17 protein-coding genes are annotated in these 16,982 nt (G+C 75.1%); 6 read left to right on the top strand and 11 right to left on the bottom strand.

What is annotated here, in order from left to right; all coding sequences use genetic code 11:
* Positions 1 to 132: 132 nt before the first annotated feature.
* Positions 133 to 738: a hypothetical protein gene (locus ACFV1L_RS09260; protein WP_380364388.1), complete on the top strand. Its 606-nt coding sequence runs from the start codon at positions 133 to 135 to the stop codon at positions 736 to 738.
* Positions 735 to 1,400 carry a class F sortase gene (locus ACFV1L_RS09255; RefSeq protein WP_380364386.1) on the top strand — a complete coding sequence of 222 codons (666 nt, stop codon included), beginning with the start codon at positions 735 to 737 and terminating at the stop codon, positions 1,398 to 1,400. The genes ACFV1L_RS09260 and ACFV1L_RS09255 overlap by 4 nt, the downstream gene beginning before the upstream one ends.
* Positions 1,401 to 1,410: 10 nt before the next feature.
* Here ACFV1L_RS09255 and ACFV1L_RS09250 read toward each other — a convergent pair whose 3' ends face one another.
* From ACFV1L_RS09250 to ACFV1L_RS09240, 3 genes are read right to left on the bottom strand one after another with little or no spacing between them, the layout of a single operon-like run.
* Positions 1,411 to 2,982 (bottom strand): hypothetical protein, encoded by a 1,572-nt coding sequence (locus tag ACFV1L_RS09250; protein ID WP_380364384.1) that lies wholly within the window; start codon positions 2,980 to 2,982, stop codon positions 1,411 to 1,413.
* Entirely contained in the window at positions 2,979 to 3,878 is a 900-nt protein-coding gene (locus ACFV1L_RS09245) for an ATP-binding cassette domain-containing protein (protein ID WP_380364383.1), read from the bottom strand. The genes ACFV1L_RS09250 and ACFV1L_RS09245 overlap by 4 nt, the downstream gene beginning before the upstream one ends.
* Before the next feature lie 24 nt (positions 3,879 to 3,902).
* Positions 3,903 to 4,292 (bottom strand): hypothetical protein, encoded by a 390-nt coding sequence (locus tag ACFV1L_RS09240; protein WP_380364381.1) that lies wholly within the window; start codon positions 4,290 to 4,292, stop codon positions 3,903 to 3,905.
* A gap of 334 nt (positions 4,293 to 4,626) precedes the next feature.
* On the opposite strand from ACFV1L_RS09240, the gene ACFV1L_RS09235 reads away from it, so the two are divergent.
* Both ACFV1L_RS09235 and ACFV1L_RS09230 read left to right on the top strand, forming a co-directional pair.
* A complete protein-coding gene (locus ACFV1L_RS09235) occupies positions 4,627 to 5,115 on the top strand; it encodes a hypothetical protein (protein WP_380364379.1) in 489 nt (162 codons plus the stop codon).
* Between the two features lie 142 nt (positions 5,116 to 5,257).
* The gene (locus ACFV1L_RS09230; protein ID WP_380364377.1) at positions 5,258 to 6,439 is read left to right on the top strand and encodes a PRC and DUF2382 domain-containing protein; all 1,182 of its coding nucleotides are present in this window, start codon (positions 5,258 to 5,260) and stop codon (positions 6,437 to 6,439) included.
* 72 nt (positions 6,440 to 6,511) lie between these two features.
* On the opposite strand, the gene ACFV1L_RS09225 is transcribed toward ACFV1L_RS09230, so the two are convergent.
* From ACFV1L_RS09225 to ACFV1L_RS09215, 3 genes are all read right to left on the bottom strand, one after another.
* Entirely contained in the window at positions 6,512 to 8,023 is a 1,512-nt protein-coding gene (locus ACFV1L_RS09225) for a PQQ-binding-like beta-propeller repeat protein (protein ID WP_380364375.1), read from the bottom strand.
* 160 nt (positions 8,024 to 8,183) lie between these two features.
* A complete protein-coding gene (locus ACFV1L_RS09220) occupies positions 8,184 to 8,861 on the bottom strand; it encodes a response regulator (RefSeq protein WP_380364373.1) in 678 nt (225 codons plus the stop codon).
* Positions 8,862 to 8,905: 44 nt separating this feature from the next.
* Positions 8,906 to 10,096, bottom strand: a complete 1,191-nt coding sequence (locus ACFV1L_RS09215) for a sensor histidine kinase (RefSeq protein ID WP_380364371.1) — start codon at positions 10,094 to 10,096, stop codon at positions 8,906 to 8,908.
* A 152-nt stretch (positions 10,097 to 10,248) separates the two neighbouring features.
* Here ACFV1L_RS09215 and ACFV1L_RS09210 point away from each other — a divergent pair, with 152 nt between their 5' ends.
* On the top strand, positions 10,249 to 10,575 hold the full coding sequence (locus ACFV1L_RS09210; protein WP_380364519.1) for a putative quinol monooxygenase: 327 nt from the start codon (positions 10,249 to 10,251) through the stop codon (positions 10,573 to 10,575).
* Positions 10,576 to 10,616: 41 nt separating this feature from the next.
* Positions 10,617 to 11,147: a GNAT family N-acetyltransferase gene (locus tag ACFV1L_RS09205; RefSeq protein WP_380364370.1), complete on the top strand. Its 531-nt coding sequence runs from the start codon at positions 10,617 to 10,619 to the stop codon at positions 11,145 to 11,147.
* Positions 11,148 to 11,154: 7 nt separating this feature from the next.
* On the opposite strand, the gene ACFV1L_RS09200 is transcribed toward ACFV1L_RS09205, so the two are convergent.
* From ACFV1L_RS09200 to ACFV1L_RS09180, 5 genes are all read right to left on the bottom strand, one after another.
* Positions 11,155 to 12,363, bottom strand: coding sequence for an ATP-grasp domain-containing protein (locus ACFV1L_RS09200; RefSeq protein ID WP_380364368.1), 1,209 nt, complete (start codon positions 12,361 to 12,363; stop codon positions 11,155 to 11,157).
* On the bottom strand, positions 12,360 to 13,562 hold the full coding sequence (locus ACFV1L_RS09195; RefSeq protein ID WP_380364366.1) for an MFS transporter: 1,203 nt from the start codon (positions 13,560 to 13,562) through the stop codon (positions 12,360 to 12,362). The genes ACFV1L_RS09200 and ACFV1L_RS09195 overlap by 4 nt, the downstream gene beginning before the upstream one ends.
* A gap of 145 nt (positions 13,563 to 13,707) precedes the next feature.
* Entirely contained in the window at positions 13,708 to 14,367 is a 660-nt protein-coding gene (locus ACFV1L_RS09190; RefSeq protein WP_380364364.1) for a hypothetical protein, read from the bottom strand.
* A gap of 82 nt (positions 14,368 to 14,449) precedes the next feature.
* Positions 14,450 to 15,619 (bottom strand): aminotransferase class V-fold PLP-dependent enzyme, encoded by a 1,170-nt coding sequence (locus ACFV1L_RS09185; RefSeq protein WP_380364362.1) that lies wholly within the window; start codon positions 15,617 to 15,619, stop codon positions 14,450 to 14,452.
* Between the two features lie 29 nt (positions 15,620 to 15,648).
* Positions 15,649 to 16,905, bottom strand: coding sequence for a SidA/IucD/PvdA family monooxygenase (locus ACFV1L_RS09180; protein ID WP_380364361.1), 1,257 nt, complete (start codon positions 16,903 to 16,905; stop codon positions 15,649 to 15,651).
* Positions 16,906 to 16,982: the final 77 nt, after the last annotated feature.

Here is a 16,982-nt window from a genome sequence, read left to right as displayed (position 1 = left end):
GCGGCTCGACCGTTGGGACGAAACGTCGTACCGGTGCGGAGTGTTGTGGCGGCGGGTCGGCGGCGGCCCGGTGAACCTCGTGGGGTGTCGGCGCGGTGCCGGCAGCTCCCGTCCACCCCTCCGGAGTTCCCCATGGCCCCAACCCTGGCCGGGCGACGCCTGCTTGTGCTGCGCGCCACAGTCCTCACCGGTGCCGCGGCGCTGCCGCTCGCGCTGTCGGCGGCGCCGGCCGTCGCCGCGCCCGGCGACAACGGCGTCGTACGGATCCACAGTGCGAACGTCCCGTTCAACGACACGAGGGACGAGTCGAAGGTCTGCAAGTTCTACCTGGACGCGTTCAACTTCGAGACCGCGCAGCTGGTGTCCTGGGAGATCGACCAGCAGCCGCCGACCGGCTCCGGCAAGGTGCTGACCGGCAGCATCACGCTCGCCGGCGGCCTCGGCCACACCAACAACCTGTCACTGCCGAACGGCAGTTACAAGCTGGTCTGGAACTTCGTCGGCGCGACCGCGGCGGCCAAGCAGCGCTCGTTCACCGTCGACTGCGGCACCGGCGCCCCGGCGGCCCCGCAGGCCGCCCCGCACGAGCGGCCCGCGCACATGCCGGTCGGCGGCGTCGCGGCCGGCGCGGGCGGCGCCTCGCACGGGCTGAACCCGGCGGAGATCGCCGTCGGCGGGTCGCTGCTCGCCGGTGCCGGGTGGCTGGTGGCACGCCGGCTGCGCCGTTCCCGGCGTTGACCGCCCGTCGGCGGACCCCCGGCCGCCGGCGGGCCCGTGGCGCCGACCCGCTGGTGGTCGGTGCCACGGCCTTGGCGGTGCTGTGCGGCGGCTGGCTGGTGAACGACGGCCTGTCGGGCGCCGAGCCGCCGCCGCCCGCCGTGGCCCCGTCCGCACCGTCGCGCGTCGCGCTGGCTCCGGACTCGCCCGCGCTCCCCCCGTCCGAGCCGCGCCGGCTGCGCATCCCCTCGATCTCCGTGGACGCCGCGTTCACCGGTCTCGGCCTGGACGCCAAGGGCGCGCTGGACACCCCGCCGACCGACCGGCCCGACCTGGTCGGCTGGTACCGGGACGGCACCCCGCCCGGCGCGGACGGCACCGCCGTGGTGGTCGGCCACGTCGACGACCGCAGCGGCCCGGGCGTGCTGTACCGGCTCGGCCTGCTGCGCCCCGGCCTGACCATCGCGGTCACCCGGGAGGACCGGCAGGTCGCCACCTTCACCATCGACTCGGTGCGCTCGTACCCGAAGGCGGCGTTCCCGTCGGAGGAGGTGTACTCGACGACCGGCCGGGCCGAACTGCGGGTGATCACCTGCGGCGGGCACTACGACAAGAAGAACGGCTACGAGTCGAACACCGTGGTGTACGCGCACTTGACGTCCAGCAGCGCCGCCGCCACCTGAGGCCCCGGCGCTACCGCTTGACGTCCCGTCGGGCCGCGCCGGCCAGGAACGCCGCCCCGAGCAGGACCGCGGCGACGGCGGCCACCAGCAGCGGGGCCGGCCCGTCCGGACGGCCCGCGGTGCGGACCGCGCCCATGAAGTCGACCGGCGCGACCTGGTTGACCAGCAGGTACCAGAGCGGCGGGTACAGCGCCTGGAACGGGCGGTGGCTGCGGGCCACCGCGCCCAGCCCGAGGGCCAGCGCCGGGACGAACAGCGCCCCGGCCAGCCAGTGCGCGGCCCCGGCGGTGTCGCCGGCGGCGAGCATCCGCACCAGCGGACCCAGGCCGGTCACCGCCGCCAGCAGCACACCTGACGCCCATTCGGCGAGCAGCCGCAGCCGGGGCGCGGGGTGCGCGGCGAGCAGCTCCTCCAGGCCGTTCTCGACCTGCTGGGTGCCCAGCCGGGACCAGATCAGCACCGGCCACAGCCACAGGGCGGGCAGCAGCAGCCCGGTGGCGACCGGCAGCGGCACGGCCGGCGAGGCGACGCCGGCCAGCGCGGTGACGGCCCACCAGGGCCGGGGCACGCCCTGCAGCAGGATCCGCGTCTGTCCGGCCAGCAGCCGGCCGAACGCCCCGGACCGGACCGGCGGGGTACTCGGCAGCACCCCGAACACGGCGGGCCCGGGCGCGGGTTCGGCAGCCGTCCCGGCGGCGGCCTCGGGGGCGGTGCGGCCGGGGTCGCGGGCCGGGTCGAAGCGGGCGAACCACAGCGCGGGCAGCACCGCGAGGCCCGCCGCGCCCAGCACGATCGCCGCCCGGGCCAGCAGGAAGCCGCCGGTGAACTGCGCGCCGTCCCAGGCGAAGGAGTGCAGCGGCTCCGGAACCCGGGTCAGGCCGAGACTGAACTCGCCGTCCCCGGCGACCAGTTGCTGCCGCCGCAGGGCCTCGGACAGCGACCGGGTGAGCTGGTGCACGCCGAGTCCGCCGAGCGGCGCGTCCGCGGACTGCCCGCCGAGCACGATCACCAGCGACACCACGGACCAGACCGCATTGCCGAAGCCGGCCCGCAGCGGCGGCACCGTCTCGAACAGCACGGCGGCCGCGGCGGTCAGCGCGATCATCGGCAGGGCCAGCACGACGAACGGGCCGACCAGGGCGAGCGGGTCGACCGACCGGTCCTCGCCGCGGACGAGTTGCAGCACCAGCGCGGTCCCGGCCAGCACGCCCAGCATCGAGCCGAGCACCAGCAGGTTGGCGAGGAACTTCGCCGCCAGGTAACCGCCGGTGCGCAGCGGGGTGGCGGCCAGGATCTCGCCGACCCGGCCCGCGGCGTCCCGGGCGATGCCGCCGCGCACCACCCAGAACCCGCCGACGGTCAGCCAGAGCGCCCCGGCGAGCGCGGTCGCGGCGCCGACCCAGGCGCTGTTGTAGACGCCCCGGTTGCCGCCGACGTCGATGATCACCCAGTGGCTGTCGGCGGCGGGCACCGCCAGGTAGCCGAGGGCGACGGCGGCGAGCAGCGTCACCGCGTAGACCGGCCGGCGGACCCGGTCGCGGAAGTCCCCGGCGGCCAGCCGCAGGAGCGGGGCGCCGGTCATCGCAGCGCCTCCTGCCCGGCGGGCGCGCCGTGCACGGCGGCCAGGTACACGTCCTCCAGGTCCGGCGCGGCGGGCGCCGCGTCCGGGGTGGGCGGGTGCCCGGCCAGGACGCGCAGCCGGACGCCGTCGGCGGTGCGCACGGCCCGGCCGACCAGGTGGCGGGCCTGGAGGTCGGGCACCCGGGACGGGGCGACCACGGTCTCCCAGACCCGGCCGTCGAGTTCGCGCAGCAGCTGGTCGGGGGCGCCGCGGCGGAGCAGTCGGCCGTGGGCGAGGACGGCGAGGTCGGCGGCGGCCGCTTCGACGTCGGAGACGATGTGGGTGGAGAGCAGCACGATGCGGTCGGCGGCGAGTTCGCCGAGCAGGTTGCGCAGCCGCACGCGTTCCTCCGGGTCGAGTCCGGCGGTGGGCTCGTCGACGACCAGCACCCGGGGGTCGGCGAGCAGTGCCTGGGCGATGCCGACCCGGCGGAGCATGCCGCCGGAGTAGCCGCGTAGCGGGCGGCGGACGGCCTCGGTCAGGTTGACCAGTTCGATCAGCTGGTCGATCCGGGCCCGGGCGGAGCGGGCGGAGAGGCCCTTGGCGGCGGCCAGGTAGGCCAGGAACTCGCGGGCCGTCAGATTCGGATGGACGCCGAAGTCCTGGGGCAGGTAGCCGAGTTCGCGGCGCACCCGGTCGGGCCGGCGGAGCGCGTCGGTGCCCCGGTAGCGGTAGCCGCCGCGGGTGGGGCGGGTGACGGTGGCGAGGATCCGCATCAGCGAGGACTTGCCGGCGCCGTTCGGGCCGAGCAGGCCGGTCAGTCCGGGGGCCAGGCGCAGCGTGAGGCCGTCGAGGGCCCGCTTGCCGCCCCGGTACTCCTTGGCGATGCCGTCGAGTTCGATGGTCAGGTCGGTCATGGGTGGGTCTCCGGGTGGGCGGGCTCAGCCCTTGAGATCGGTGGGGCGGCCGTCTCGGGTGACGGCGACGTTGCGCGGCACCTCGATGCGGAACCTGGCTTCGCAGTCCGCCAGTCCGGAGCAGCCGGCGTGCAGGTCGAGGGTGCCGTCCTCCAGCGTCCAGCCGAGCTTCTTGGTGCCGACCTGGGCGCCGGTGTCGAACCAGCGGGTGACCTTCACGTCGGTGCGGTCGGCGGGGATCAGGTCGGCGGGGTTGCCGTGCGCCTTGACGTCCAGGGCGGTGCCGGTGAACGCGAAGGTCTTCTCCTCCGGTTTCGCCTCGGAGGCGTCGGCGCAGCCGGTCAGCGGCAGCAGTGCGGCCACCGCGAGGGCGAGGGCGGGCAGGGCGGTCTTCGGGTGCGGGCGTCGGGTCACCGGTTCCTCCGGGCGGCTCGGTCGGTCACGGGTCGAGCCTCCCGGAGCGCGGGGCCGCTGCCATCTCCCGTTCGGCAGATATCCGCGGCGGTGACGCTGCGTCAGCGGATCCGGGCGCCACCGGGTTGACGCGAAGACGAACGGGTGATTCCGGACCGGTCCCGACGGACGGCACCCGGCCGCGGAACCCTTGTCGGGCAAGGGACATGACGGGGAGTGCGCCGCCTCAAACCTCCGGTACGGACGGTGACGCCCGGCCGACCGGGCTGTCCGAAATGTGGTGATGTGGGCCCCGCGTCCGGGCACTCGGCCCGGACCCGAACCGGAGGAATCCATGTCTCGTACCGTCAAGGGTCTCGTCGCACTCGCCGTCGGCGCCGCCGTCGTCGCCGGAGTTCCCGCGCTGGCCGACGCGTCCACCGCCACCGAGACCCACCGGGCCGCCACCCCGCCCACCGTGAACCTCGACTTCAGCGGCACCAACTCCGAGGCCGGCGCCGCCACCGCCGTCGGCGCGGGCTTCGGCGGGACCGCCACCATGACGAACACCTCGGGCACCGGCATCGGCACCGCCTACGACATGTGCGACAAGGACAAGCTCAGCCTCAACGCGATCACCGCCTTCTGCACCGTCGACCTGGCCTTCGTGACCGGCGACCAGATCACCTTCTCCGCGATCGTCCCGATCCAGGACCCGCTGACCGCCACCTACCCGACCAGCTTCGACGGCGTGATCACCGGCGGCACCGGCGCGTACCAGGGTCTGACCGGCGCGGTGCACATCTCCAACACCGACCTCGGCAAGTACAACCTCACCTGGTAGCCCCCGGACCCCACCGGAGGGGAGTCGCCACCGCGGCGGCTCCCCTCCGCCGCGTCCGCGGGACGGCGGCGCCCCCCACGTTTGGCCCGCGCGCGGGACGGCCATGCGCCCTGGTGCCGGACCGTGAAGGAGGCGTGAATTCATGATCACCGAGCAACAGATCCGTTCCATGCTGCACCATCCCGTCCACGATGCCGAGGGCAACAAGATCGGCAAGGCGGACCACCTCTTCCTCGACGACGCCACCGGCAGACCGGAGTGGGTCAGCATCCGGACCGGCTGGTTCGGAACCAGCGAGTCCTTCGTGCCGATCCGTGACGCCCGGGTCGTCGACGACCACCTCGAAGTCCCGTTCGCCAAGTCCAAGGTCAAGGACGCCCCGAACGTGGACGTGGACCGCGGCGGACACCTCTCCGAGGAGGAGGAGCGACGGCTCTACAGCCACTACGGCATCGCCTGGGACGACGCCTGGAAGGCCGCCAACGAGCCCGGCGAGGGCGGCTGGGCCCACCGCGACGGCGGCAGCGCGGGCACGTCCGGCAAGGCCGGAGCCGCCGGAGCCGCCGGAGCCGCGGGCGCGACCGGAGCCGCGGGCGCGGCAGCGGCGAGGACCAAGGCCGGCACCGGCACCGGCCGGACCCCCACCGGCCGCACGGGCGGCACCCGGCCCGCCACCGCCACCGGCACGGGCACGACCGGCCTGGCCGGCACCGGACTCGCCGCGACCGGCGGCGCGGCCGCCGGCCACACGACGACCGGCCGCACGACAGCCGGCAATGCGGCGTCGGGCAGCGCGGCAGCCGGCCGCACGACAGCCGGGAATGCGGCGGCCGGCAGCGCGGCGACCGGCCGCACGGCGGCCGACACCGGCGGCGTCCGGGCGGGCGGCCGGGCGGCGCAGGACGACGCGATGACCCGGTCCGAGGAGCGGATGCACGTCGGCGTCGAGCGGTACGAGACCGGGCACGCCCGGCTGCGCAAGTACGTGGTCACCGAGGAGGAGCGGCAGACCGTGCCGATCCGGCACGAGGAGGTCCACGTCGAGCGCGAGCCGATCACCGAGGCGAACCGCGGTGCGGCGATGTCCGGCGAGGCGATCTCGGAGGCCGAGTACGACGTCGTCCTGCACGGGGAGCGCCCGGTGGTGCGCACCGAGGCCGTGCCGGTCGAGCGGGTGCGGCTGGTGACCGAGGAGCACGTCGAGCAGCGGACCGTCAGCGGTGAGGTCCGCAAGGAGCGCATCGAGGCCGAGCTGCCCGACGCGAAGAAGTCCCGGCCGGGCACCGGCCAGGACCGGGGCGGTTCCGCTCCGGCCGCCGGATGACGGCACGTCAACCACTGTTCCCGGCACGCCGTCCGGGGCCGCGGGTGTTCGCGGTCCCGGACGGCCCGCGCGTCAGGGGGTGAGGCTGTAGGCGTAGGAGTCCACCGCGAAGCTGCCGGACAGGTCGGGCGGCTCGCAGGCGGTGAACAGCCGGCCGCCGTCGGCGGCGGCCTCGCACGAGGAGGCGATGCCGGGGCTGCGGCCGTCCGGGCGGGCGAGCGCGCCGACCGTGGTCCGCTGACCGGACGCCAGGTCGAAGGCGACCAGGTCCTGGTGCGGGGCGACCGCCTTGTCGACGCCGTCGGTCACGAACAGCACCTGGCCGTGGTCCTCGCCGACCAGCCGGAAGTGCGAGCCGTAGGGGGTGCGCCAGAGCAGCTTGCCGGTGGTCAGGTCGAGCGCGCCGAAGCCGTCGGTCTGCTCGTACTCGGCGATCAGGACGTGCTTGCCGACGATCGCCCGGTACCGGCCGCTGAAGTTGAACTTCTCGAGGTCGCCGGTGAGTTCGATGAGCGGCCCCGCGCTGTCGGCGCCGAAGGTCTGGATCGCCGCGGGACCGGAGTCGCCGTCGAACAGCACGGTCAGCGGCTCCTCGCCGAGCACCTCCTGCACCGGGCGGCCGTTGGCGGGGTACGTCTTGTTGCCGCCGCGGTCGTCCAGTTGGGAGAAGACCGTCACGCCCTCGCCCGGGCAGTCGCTGGTCATCACGCCGTGGTAGTCGCCGAGCGCGTACCACTTCCTGCAGTCGCCGCTGTGCGGGGCCGGCCTGGGCAGCGCCTTGGGGGTGCCCAGGCGGGCGTCGAAGCGGGCGACGGTGCCCTGGCCGAGGTCCGCGGTGATCATGTTGTCGTTGACGGTGAGGACCGGGGCGTTGCTCCTGGCACTGCCGGCCAGGTTCTTCGACCAGAGGACGGTGCCGGCGTTGGTGTCCACCGCGGCGATCACCGAGCAGTCGCCGCCGCCCGCGTCGTACGCGACCGCGCCCATGCCGTTCGCGGTCGCCCGCCAGGACATCGCGCAGGGCTGGCCGACGTGCTCCGGCGGCTTCAGCGTCCACTTCTGCATGCCGGTCGCCGGGTCGTAGCCGCGCACCCCGCCGCCGTCGCCGTACACCACGGTCTGGCTCGTCGACCACAGACCCGGCAGCCCGGTGCGCTTGGTGCCGGTCACCAGGGTCCGCTTCTCGGACTGCTCCCACTGCCGGCTCAGCGCGTTGCCGGGCAGCCGTTCACCGCCGCCCGCGGCGGAGGAGCCGTCGCCGCGCCGGAGGAGCCACCAGCCGCCGGCGCCGAGCAGCGCCAGCACCACGACCACGGCGACCACGGCGGCCGCCACGGCGGGGCCCTTCCCCCGCCGCGCGGGCGGCGGGCCGGGCGGCGTCCCCCAGCCGGGCGGGGCGGGCCGGGGCCCGGGCACGCCCCCCGGCGGCCCGGGCGGCATCGGTGCGGCCGGCGGGGCGGCCGGGGGCGGCGGAGCGGGCTGCGCGTAGGGGTTCGGCGGGGGCGGCGGCGGCCACCCCGGCGGCTGCCCGCCCGCCGGTCCGGCCCTGCCGATGTCGTCGCCCGCGCCGCTGCTGTTCGTCATGCCCCCGTTGCCCTCTTCGTCGTTCCGTCCGACGGCACGGTGCGTGTGCAACCGGCCGCCGGACGGGGAGTCTGCCAGGGGCTTCGTGACGGGTCGTCAAACCAGGGGTTGACCTTGCCGGCCCGGCTACGGCGCTGGTTGGAGCTCCCGGCGGCAGCGGCTACCCGGCGCGGTGGCGGCCGCCCGGTGTCACCAGGCCGCTCTCGTAGGCGACCACGACGGCCTGCGCCCGGCTGGCGAGGCCGAGTTTGGACATCACCCGGTTCAGGTGGGTCTTGACGGTGGCGACGGTCACCACCAGGCGACCGGCGACCTCCTCGTTGGAGAGGCCCTGGCCGACCAGGTGCAGCACGTCGGTCTCCCGGTCGGTCAGCGCCTCCAGGCCGGTGGTGCGGCGGCGGTCCGGGTCGGCGCGGGCGGCGAAGGTCTCCACCAGCCGCCGGGTGACGCCGGGCGAGAACAGCATCTCGCCGGCGGCGATCAACTCGACGGCGGCGAGCAGCCGTTCGGGCGGGGTGTCCTTCAGCAGGAAGCCGCTGGCGCCGGCCTTCAGCGCCGCGAAGACGTAGCTGTCCAGGTCGAAGACGGTCAGCATGACGACCTTGGGCCTGGGCTCGGCGGCGCCGGCGAGGATCCGTTCGAGCGCGGCGATGCCGCTGATGCCGGGCAGCCGGATGTCCATCAGCACCACGTCCGGGCGGTGGCGGGCGGCCAGTTCGACGGCCTCCTCGCCGGTGGCGGCCTCGCCCGCCACCTCCAGTCCGGGCGCGGCCCGCACCAGGGCGGCCAGCCCGGCCCGGATCAGCACCTGGTCGTCCACGATCAGAACAGTCGTCACCCGCGCCGTCTCCCCCCGCCGGCGGAGCGGCCCCGCGCCGCCCCCTACGCGTCGCCCGCCGGGAGCGGGAGCGAGAACACCACCGCGAACCCCCCGTGCGGCCGGGGGCCGGCGTCCACCGACCCGCCGTAGAGTTTGACGCGTTCACGCATCCCGATCAAACCCAGTCCCCCGCCCGGCAGTCGGGCAACGGGGCGGCCGCCCGCGCCGTCGTCGCCGACCTCCGCGTCCAGCCGGTCGGCCCGGTAGCGCAGGGCGACGTCGACCCGGGCGGCCGCGCCGGCGTGCTTGAGCACGTTGGTCAGCGCCTCCTGGAGCACCCGGTACGCGCACAGGTCCGCGCCCGGCGCGAGCGGGCGCGGCCGGCCGCTGACGGCGACCCGGACGTCCAGCCCGGCGGCGCGCGAGCGGTCGACCAGTTCGTCCAGGCGGTCCAGGCCGGGGGCGGGCAGGTAGGGCCCGTCCTCGTCCGCGTCGGGCGCGAGCCGCAGCACCCGCAGCAGGCTCCGCATCTCCTCCAGCGCCTCCCGGCTGGTCGCGCCGATCGAGGCCAGGGCGGCCTTCGCGGCCGGCGGGTCGGAGTCGAACACGTACCCGGCCAGGCCGGCCTGCACGGCCAGCGCCGACAGGTGGTGGGCGACCACGTCGTGCAGCTCGCGGGCGATCCGCACCCGCTCCTCCACCACGGCGTGCCGGGCCCGCAGTTCCTGTTCCTGCCTCAGCCGCTCGGTCAGCTCGGCGAGCCGGGCGTTGCGCTCGCGCAGGTTCCGCACCCCGGTGGCGAACACCCACACCCCGCCCGCCCCGAGCGCCGCCTGCGCCAGGGACACCACGGCGGGCAGCTCGGCCTGGACGCCGGCCGCCAGCCACAGCCCGCCCACCACCGGTGCCGCCGCACCGGCCGCCCGCCGGGCCGGGCGGCGCACGATCACGCTGTAGCCGGCCAGCAGCGAGGACCACGGGTTCACCGACGGCTGGTACCCGGCGCCCAGGAACACCAGCAGCCCCGCCGACGACACCAGCAGCGCCGTCCACGGCGCCCGCCGGCGCAGCGCCAGCGGCAGGGTGACCAGCAGGCACAGCGCGACCGCCGCGGCGTCGAACGGCCGCCAGTTCTCGTACCGGTACCGCGCCTGGTAGGCCTGCCACGAGTAGACCACCGTCGCCGTCGCCAGCGCCGCCGCGAGCAGCGCGTCGACCACCGCCGGATCGACGCGCAGCCGTCTTCCGCCCATCTGCACGAGGGCAGCCTAGACACCCGGGCGGGGCGACACGTCAACCCTGGGGTTGACCCCGGTGCCGGTGCGACGGCGCAGGTGGGAGACAGTGGGAACCGACACGAACGAGGTCCGGGGCGCGCGTCCCCGGAGCAGGAATGGAGACCCCTGTGATCTTTATCGCGGTGAAGTTCACCGTCCGCCCGGAGCGCAGCGAGGAGTGGCTGGACCTGGTCGCGGACTTCACGGCCGCCACCCGCGCCGAGCCCGGCAACCTGTTCTTCGAGTGGTCGCGCAGCGTGGAGGTGCCGCACCAGTTCGTCCTGCTGGAGGCGTTCGCCGACGACGAGGCCGGTGCGCAGCACGTCAACTCGGCGCACTTCAAGGACGCCATGGCGAAGATGGCCGGCGCGGTCGCCACCACCCCGGAGATCGTCAACGTGAAGACCGACGGCAGCGGCTGGTCCGAGATGGCCGAGCTGCGCCCCGCCGGCTGACGGTCGCGGTCGGGCCGGGCGCCGTCGGTATGATCCGGACGATGAGGATTCGCACCGGAGGCGCCCGCGACGCCGCGGAGATCGCCCGTCTGCACACGGCGAGTTGGCAGCACGCGTACGCGGGGCTGATGCCCGCCGCGTACCTGGCGGGCGAGGTCGCCGCGGAGCAGCGGGCGCTGTGGGAGCGGCGGTTGGCGGACGGCGGCGACGGCGGGTACCTGGCGCTGGTGGAGGACGGGCCGGCCGTGGCCGGGTTCGCGTACCTGGTGCCGGAGCCGGACGGCCGGGTGCTGCTGGACAACCTGCACGTCCGGGCGGGGCTGATCGGCTCGGGCGTGGGGCACCTGCTGCTGACCCACGCCTTCGAGTGGACGGCGCGTCAGCACCCGGGCCGGGCGCTGTACCTGGAGGTGCTGGCCCGCAACGCCCGGGCGATCGCGTTCTACGAGCGGCACGGCGGCGAGGCCGTCGAGCGGCGCGAGGTGGACTTCCCCGGGTTCCGGCTGCCCGGCCTGGAGTACGCCTGGCCCGCCCCGGTGCTCGCCGCGAAGGCGGCGGCCGGGGCGGGCTGAGGCACCGTCAGGCCCGTTCGGTGCGGATCCGGTAGGCGCGGGTGAGCGCGGCGACGTGCGCGGCGACCTCCGCCTCGGTGGGGGCGTTGAGCAGCACGAAGCCGGTCTGGGTCGCCGAGTGCACGGCCCCGGTCTCGACCTCGCCGACCTTGGCCCGCACCTCGACGTGCGTCACCCCGGGCAGGGCGCGCAGTTCCTCCGCGGTGGAGAGTTCGACGATGGTGCCCTGCGGCCGGGGCAGGAAGTACACCGCGGAGCAGCCGTCCACGGTGCGGACGTCGACGGCCGGGGACTCGCCGAGCGAGGTCTCGATGAGCACGTGCCACGGGTCGACGCCGTGGTGGTGGGCGACCAGGTCGGCGATGCCGCCGCCGCCCGGGCGGCAGGACACCTCGCCGATCAGCAGGCCGCCGGCGGTCTCGAACACCTCCAGGTGGGTGACGCCGCCGGTCAGGCCGAGCGCCGCGACCGCCGCGTCGTGCAGCTCGCGGATCTCCTTGGCGAGCGGGTCGTCCAGCGGCACCGTGTAGGAGCCGACCAGGTCGCCGACGGCCTGCAGCAGCGGCGTGAAGTACTTGGAGACCGACGCGAACCTCACCTCGCCGTCGACGACCGCGCCGTCGCAGTGGTACTCGGTGCCGATGTCGACGAACTCCTCGGCGATCATCGGGTAGGGGGAGTTGCGCAGCGACGCGGTCCGCTCGGAGGAGGCCAGTTCGGCGAGGTGGGCGGCGTCGCGGACGGCGAAGATGTCCTCGCTGCCGCCGCCGAGGGCGGGCTTGACGACCACCGGCCAGCCGAGTTCGCGGGCGGCGTCGGCGGCGTCCTCGAACGAGCCGAGCAGCCGGAACCGGGCGACGGGCAGGCCGGCGGCGGCCAGCTTCTGCTTCATCACGTACTTGTTGGAGAACGCGTTGGCGGCCTCGTAGCCGATGCCGGGGATGCCGAAGTAGGAGCGGACGTACCCGGCGGCCTGGAGGCTGTACTCGGACGGCGAGACGACGTGCTCGAAGGCGTTGCGGCGGCGGATCTCCAGGGCGGCCAGCCGGACCTGGGTGAGGTCCTCGACGTTCTCCACGTAGGTGACGTCGGTCTCCGGCCGGTAGAAGCCTCGGTAGTTGGGGCTGGTGATGACGGACAGCCGCAGGTCGGTGCGGTCCTGGAGGCGGCGCGCCGCGACGTCGCCGCTGGTGTTGACGAGGAGAACCCTCTTCACTGTGCAATCCTCTCTTCGATGACCGGCGGCAGCGGCCGTTCCGCGGGCCCGGGCCGGCGCATCGTCGACCAGAGCAGGAAGGACGCGCCGACGGCGGCGGTGACGGGGGCGAACACCAGGGCGGAGCTGCCGAGCGAGATGGTGAGGCCGAGCAGCAGCGAGGAGACCGGCACGGCCCCGGTGACGAAGGTGCGGATCACCGCGTTGACCCGGCCCGACAGGTGGTCGGGGATGGCCTGCTGCCGGTATCCCATGGTGGCGGCGTTGATGCCGCCCTCGCCGAGGCAGAGCACCGCGAACCCGGCGACCATCACCACCGGCCACGGGGTGAGCAGCCCGAGCGTGCCGATGCCGCACACGCCGAGGCAGATGGTGAGCTGGCGCCTGCGGTCGTCGCCGACCAGGGCCCGCGGGGCGAGCCACGCGCCGATCGCGGCGGCCACCGCGGCGATCGACATGGCGACGCCCAGCGTGCGCGCCGACCACTGCCAGTCGCTGCGGCCGACGGTGATCAGCGTCGACTCGAGCGCGCCGGCGCCGACGTTGTACAGCGCGGTCACCAGGGTGAGGCGGCGCAGGTCGGCGCGGGAGCGGAAGAACGCGACGCCTTCCTTCAGCATGGCGACCAGCGAGGTCTCGGTGGGCTCCTGCCGGGCGTACGGCATCGCCAGGGTGGTCAGCGCGGTCAGCAGGAAGGTGACGGCGTCGAGTTCGAGCGCCCAGGTGGAGCCGAGGCCGGCGATGATCAGGCCGGCCAGGGCGGGCCCGACGAAGCGGGCGGCGAGCAGCAGCGCGGTGAACCGGGCGGAGGCGCGGTCGAGTTTCTCGGCGGGCACCAGCAGCGGGATCAGCCCGTAGTCGCCGGCCACGTCGGAGACCACGTTGGCCAGGCCGATGACGAACAGCGCCAGGAACACCGCCCAGATCTCGTCGTGCCACAGCGCGAACGGGATGGCGGCGACCGCGAGGCCCTGGACGACCTCGCCGAGGGCGAACAGCACCCGCCGGTCGTAGCGGTCGATGAACGGGCCGAGCAGCGGCGCCAGCAGGTAGGGCAGGTTCTGCGCGGCGACGCTCAGCACCGCCAGCAGCGGGGAGTCGGTGGACTGCAGCAGCGCCAGCGGGACGGCGACGTAGAGGAAGGTGTTCCCCATCGTCGACACCGAGGACGCGCCGGTGAGGAGCCAGAACGATTTCACCGGGCGGACCGCCCGGGGCAGGTGACGGAGCGTGCGAAGAGGCCGGCCGAGGGCATCCGCGATTCCCTTCTGGTGCGGTGGCCGGGCGCTGCCGGCCGGGGGGCGAGGTGGTGGGTGCGGACCGGGCGGGTCCGGGCGGTCCCGGTCAGCCGGCCTCCCGGCGGCCGCACTCGCGGGCCGCGGCGCGCAGCAGCGCCGCGACCGTCCGGCGGCCCGTCGCCGCGCCGGGGCGGCGGGCGGGGGCCGGGGCGGCGGCGGCGCGCAGCAGCCGGGCGTCCACGCAGAGGATCTCGGCCAGCAGCCGCAGGCCCGCGTCGGGGGCGTTCAGGCCGGGCGGCACCGGCGGCTCGAACTCCTCGGCGAGTTCCCGCAGTTCGTCGGGCCCGTACTGGTCGGGGTGGCCGAGCAGGGCCAGCCAGCCGAGGTACAGCGCCCGGTGGTCGCCGGCGGCCAGGGCCGCCCGGACGCCGGCCAGCCGCTCCAGCGGGAAGTCCGCCTTGGCGCCGCGGCCGGCGAAGTCGGTGCGGAACGCGACCAGGCTGTGCCCGCCGACCGCCCACGCCTCGGCGCCGTACTGCGCGGCGAGCGGCAGCGGGAAGTCCGTGCCGGGCAGCCGGAAGATCACCTCGCGGGTGCCCCACGGCGAGGCGGCGAGGTGGATGTCGAAGTGCCGTTCCGTCAGCCGCCTGGGGTCGGCGCGGAACACCCCGATCGCGGTGCTGGTCAGCAGCGAGGCCGGACTCCCCTCCCCCGCGTGCTCGTTGACGGTCCGGGAGTCGTCGACGGTGAAGAACCTGTACGTCATGGGCCTCGCCTCGGTGCGGGTGCGGCGGCCCGGGTGCGGGCCCGGGCCGCCGGCGGTTCCTGGTGTCACGGCGTCCCCGGGGTCACAGCTGCGCGACGCCGTCGAGCAGCCGGCCGAGTTCGGCGTCGGTGTTGTAGTAGTGCACGGAGGCCCGCACCACCTCGGCCGGCTTCCCCGGCCGGATGTCGAACCGGGCGCGGGACGGCTGCGAGGCCGCGACCGTCACCCCCGACTCGCGCAGGCCGGCGACCAGTTGCTGCGGCTCGCGGCCCTCCTTGGTGAAGGTGACGATGCCGCTGCGGACCTGCCCGCGGTCGTGGACCCGCACCCCGTCGAGGGCCGACAGCCCGGCGCGCAGCCGTTCGGCGAGGGCGTCGACGCGGGCGCGGATCGGGCCGAGGCCGAGGTCGAGGGCCTCGTCGACGGCGGCGCCGAGGCCGAGCAGGTCGGCGACGCTGCGCTCCCAGGTCTCGAATCGGCGGGCGTCGGGGCGGATCTCGTAGCTGTCGGGGCCGGTCCAGGTGGCGGACCGCAGGTCGAGCGCCGGCGGTTCGAGCTGCGTCACCACCTCCCGGTCGACGTACAGGAAGCCGGTGCCGCGCGGGCCGCGGAGGAACTTGCGGCCGGCGGCGGACAGCAGGTGGCAGCCGAGTTCCGCGACGTCCAGCGGGAGTTGGCCGGCCGTCTGGCAGGCGTCCAGCAGGTAGAGGGCGCCGGCCCGGCGGGCCAGCGCGCCGATCTCGGCGGCGGGCTGGACCAGGCCGTCGTAGGTCGGCACGTGGTTGACGGCGACCAGCCGGACGCCGCCCTGCGCCAGCATCCCGGCGAGCGCGTCGAGGTCGACCTGCCCGTGCGCGTCGTCGGGGATCGGCTCGACGCTGACGCCGTGGCGCCGCTTGGCCTGGAGGAACGCCAGGCCGTTGGACGGGTACTCGCTGCGGGAGGCGAGGATGCGGTCGCCGGGCCGGAACGCGATGGCGTGGAACGCCATGTCCCAGGCCCGGGTGGCGCTGTCGGTCAGGGCGATCTCCTCGGGCCGGGCGTTCAGCAGCCGGGCCACCGAGGCGTACACGGCCTCCACCCGTTCGTGCTCCCGGTCGGCCGCGGCGTAGCCGCCGAGGCGGGACTCCAGCAGCAGGTGGTCGACGACGGTGCGGGTGACGTGCTCGGTGTGCAGGCCGGAGCCCGCGTTGTCGAAGTAGGCGGTCTCGGCGCAGCCCGGTGTCCGGGCCCGCAGGCGCGTGATGTCCATGGTGCCAACTCCCTGTCGGGCCGCGGCGGTCAGGCCCGGTCGTCCTGGAGGTCGGCGACGATGTCGCCGGCCCGGTTCGCCATGGTGCTGAGCAGCGAGTCGGCGATCCCGTGGGTGGCTTCGTTGACACCCTGCAGGTAGAGGCGCGCGCGGTCGCGCTCCCCGGTGCGGACCCGGTAGCGGCGCTGCACCGTCACCTCGGGCAGCCCCAGGGCTTCCTGTACCCCGCGCACCGCGGCGGGCATGCCCGCTTCGTAGCCGGTTCCCAGCAGGACGCGGTCGCAGGCCAGTTCGGAGTGTTCGCCGCTGAGCCGGTCGCGCAGCGTCAGCACCACGCCGTCGGCGTCGGCGGCGGCCGCGACCACCTCGGTGGCGGCCAGGATCCGCAGCGCCTCCTTGCCCTCCAACCGGTCCAGGTACTGCTGGTGGTAGAGGCTGTCGAGCAGTTCGGGGGTGACGCCCGCGTAGTTGCTGCGGCTCATCTCCTCCAGCACCAGTGCGCGGGCCGGCCCGTCCAGGTCGTAGAACTCCCGGGACGCCGCCGGGGAGTAGAACCGGCTGGTGAACTTGGAGGTGACGTACGGGGTGAGCGCGAGGCCGCGCACCACCAGCACCCGCGTGCAGCCCGGCAGGTCGTCGCGGACGGCCTGCACCATCTCGACGGCGCTCTGCGCGCCGCCGATCACCGCGATCCGCTGCGGGACGTCCCGGGGCAGCTCGGCGATCCGCTCGGAGTAGGCGCTGCTGTGCACCACCCGCTCGGCGGGCAGCGCGCGGAACGCCTCGGGGATCCGCGGGTCGCGGCCGCCGGCCAGCACCAGGTGGCGGGCCCGCACGGTGGAGCCGTCGGCGAACGCGACGTCCCAGCGCTGCAGGGCGCCGTCGGCGTCGCGGACGGGTTCGACGCCCACGGCCCGCCGGTTGTGGTGGACGGCGACGTGCTCGAGTCCTTCGGCGACCCAGCGCAGGTAGTCGGAGATCTCGCTGCGGTACGGCGTGAACGAGCCGAGGCTCATGAAGTCGTCCAGCCGGCCGCTCTGGTGCAGGTAGTTGACGAAGGTGTAGCGGGAGCGCGGGTTGCGCAGGGTGGCGAGGTCCTTGAGGAAGGACACCTGGCTCTGGGCCCACGGGATCAGCAGGCCGCTCTGCCACACGGTGCGGCTGCTCTGCTCGACCAGCAGGGTGCGGCGGGCGAGGTCGGGGGCGAGCTCCTCCAGGGCGACGGCCAGTGCGAGGTTGGCCGGCCCGGCCCCGATCCCGAGGATCTCCACGTCAACGTCTGCCACGGTCACGGTCGTTCGGCCTTCCTCGGTGACGGCTCGGTCGGTGGCGGGCCGGTCCCGCGCCGCTGGGGTGGCGCGGA

The sequence above is a fragment of the Kitasatospora sp. NPDC059646 genome (assembly GCF_042734615.1).
Classification (GTDB): Bacteria; Actinomycetota; Actinomycetes; order Streptomycetales; family Streptomycetaceae; genus Kitasatospora.
Note: the sequence above shows the minus strand (reverse complement) of the source record. Positions and strands in the feature narration are given on the sequence as shown.

What these genes read in the sequence shown, in the direction of transcription:
- ACFV1L_RS09225 (WP_380364375.1), bottom strand. Translation starts at nt 8,023, where the DNA reads ATGACGAACAGCAGCGGCGCGGGCGACGACATCGGCAGGGCCGGACCG.
- ACFV1L_RS09230 (WP_380364377.1), top strand. Translation starts at nt 5,258, where the DNA reads ATGATCACCGAGCAACAGATCCGTTCCATGCTGCACCATCCCGTCCAC.
- ACFV1L_RS09205 (WP_380364370.1), top strand. Translation starts at nt 10,617, where the DNA reads ATGAGGATTCGCACCGGAGGCGCCCGCGACGCCGCGGAGATCGCCCGT.
- ACFV1L_RS09185 (WP_380364362.1), bottom strand. Translation starts at nt 15,619, where the DNA reads ATGGACATCACGCGCCTGCGGGCCCGGACACCGGGCTGCGCCGAGACC.
- ACFV1L_RS09190 (WP_380364364.1), bottom strand. Translation starts at nt 14,367, where the DNA reads ATGACGTACAGGTTCTTCACCGTCGACGACTCCCGGACCGTCAACGAG.
- ACFV1L_RS09250 (WP_380364384.1), bottom strand. Translation starts at nt 2,982, where the DNA reads ATGACCGGCGCCCCGCTCCTGCGGCTGGCCGCCGGGGACTTCCGCGAC.
- ACFV1L_RS09260 (WP_380364388.1), top strand. Translation starts at nt 133, where the DNA reads ATGGCCCCAACCCTGGCCGGGCGACGCCTGCTTGTGCTGCGCGCCACA.
- ACFV1L_RS09235 (WP_380364379.1), top strand. Translation starts at nt 4,627, where the DNA reads ATGTCTCGTACCGTCAAGGGTCTCGTCGCACTCGCCGTCGGCGCCGCC.
- ACFV1L_RS09215 (WP_380364371.1), bottom strand. Translation starts at nt 10,096, where the DNA reads ATGGGCGGAAGACGGCTGCGCGTCGATCCGGCGGTGGTCGACGCGCTG.
- ACFV1L_RS09245 (WP_380364383.1), bottom strand. Translation starts at nt 3,878, where the DNA reads ATGACCGACCTGACCATCGAACTCGACGGCATCGCCAAGGAGTACCGG.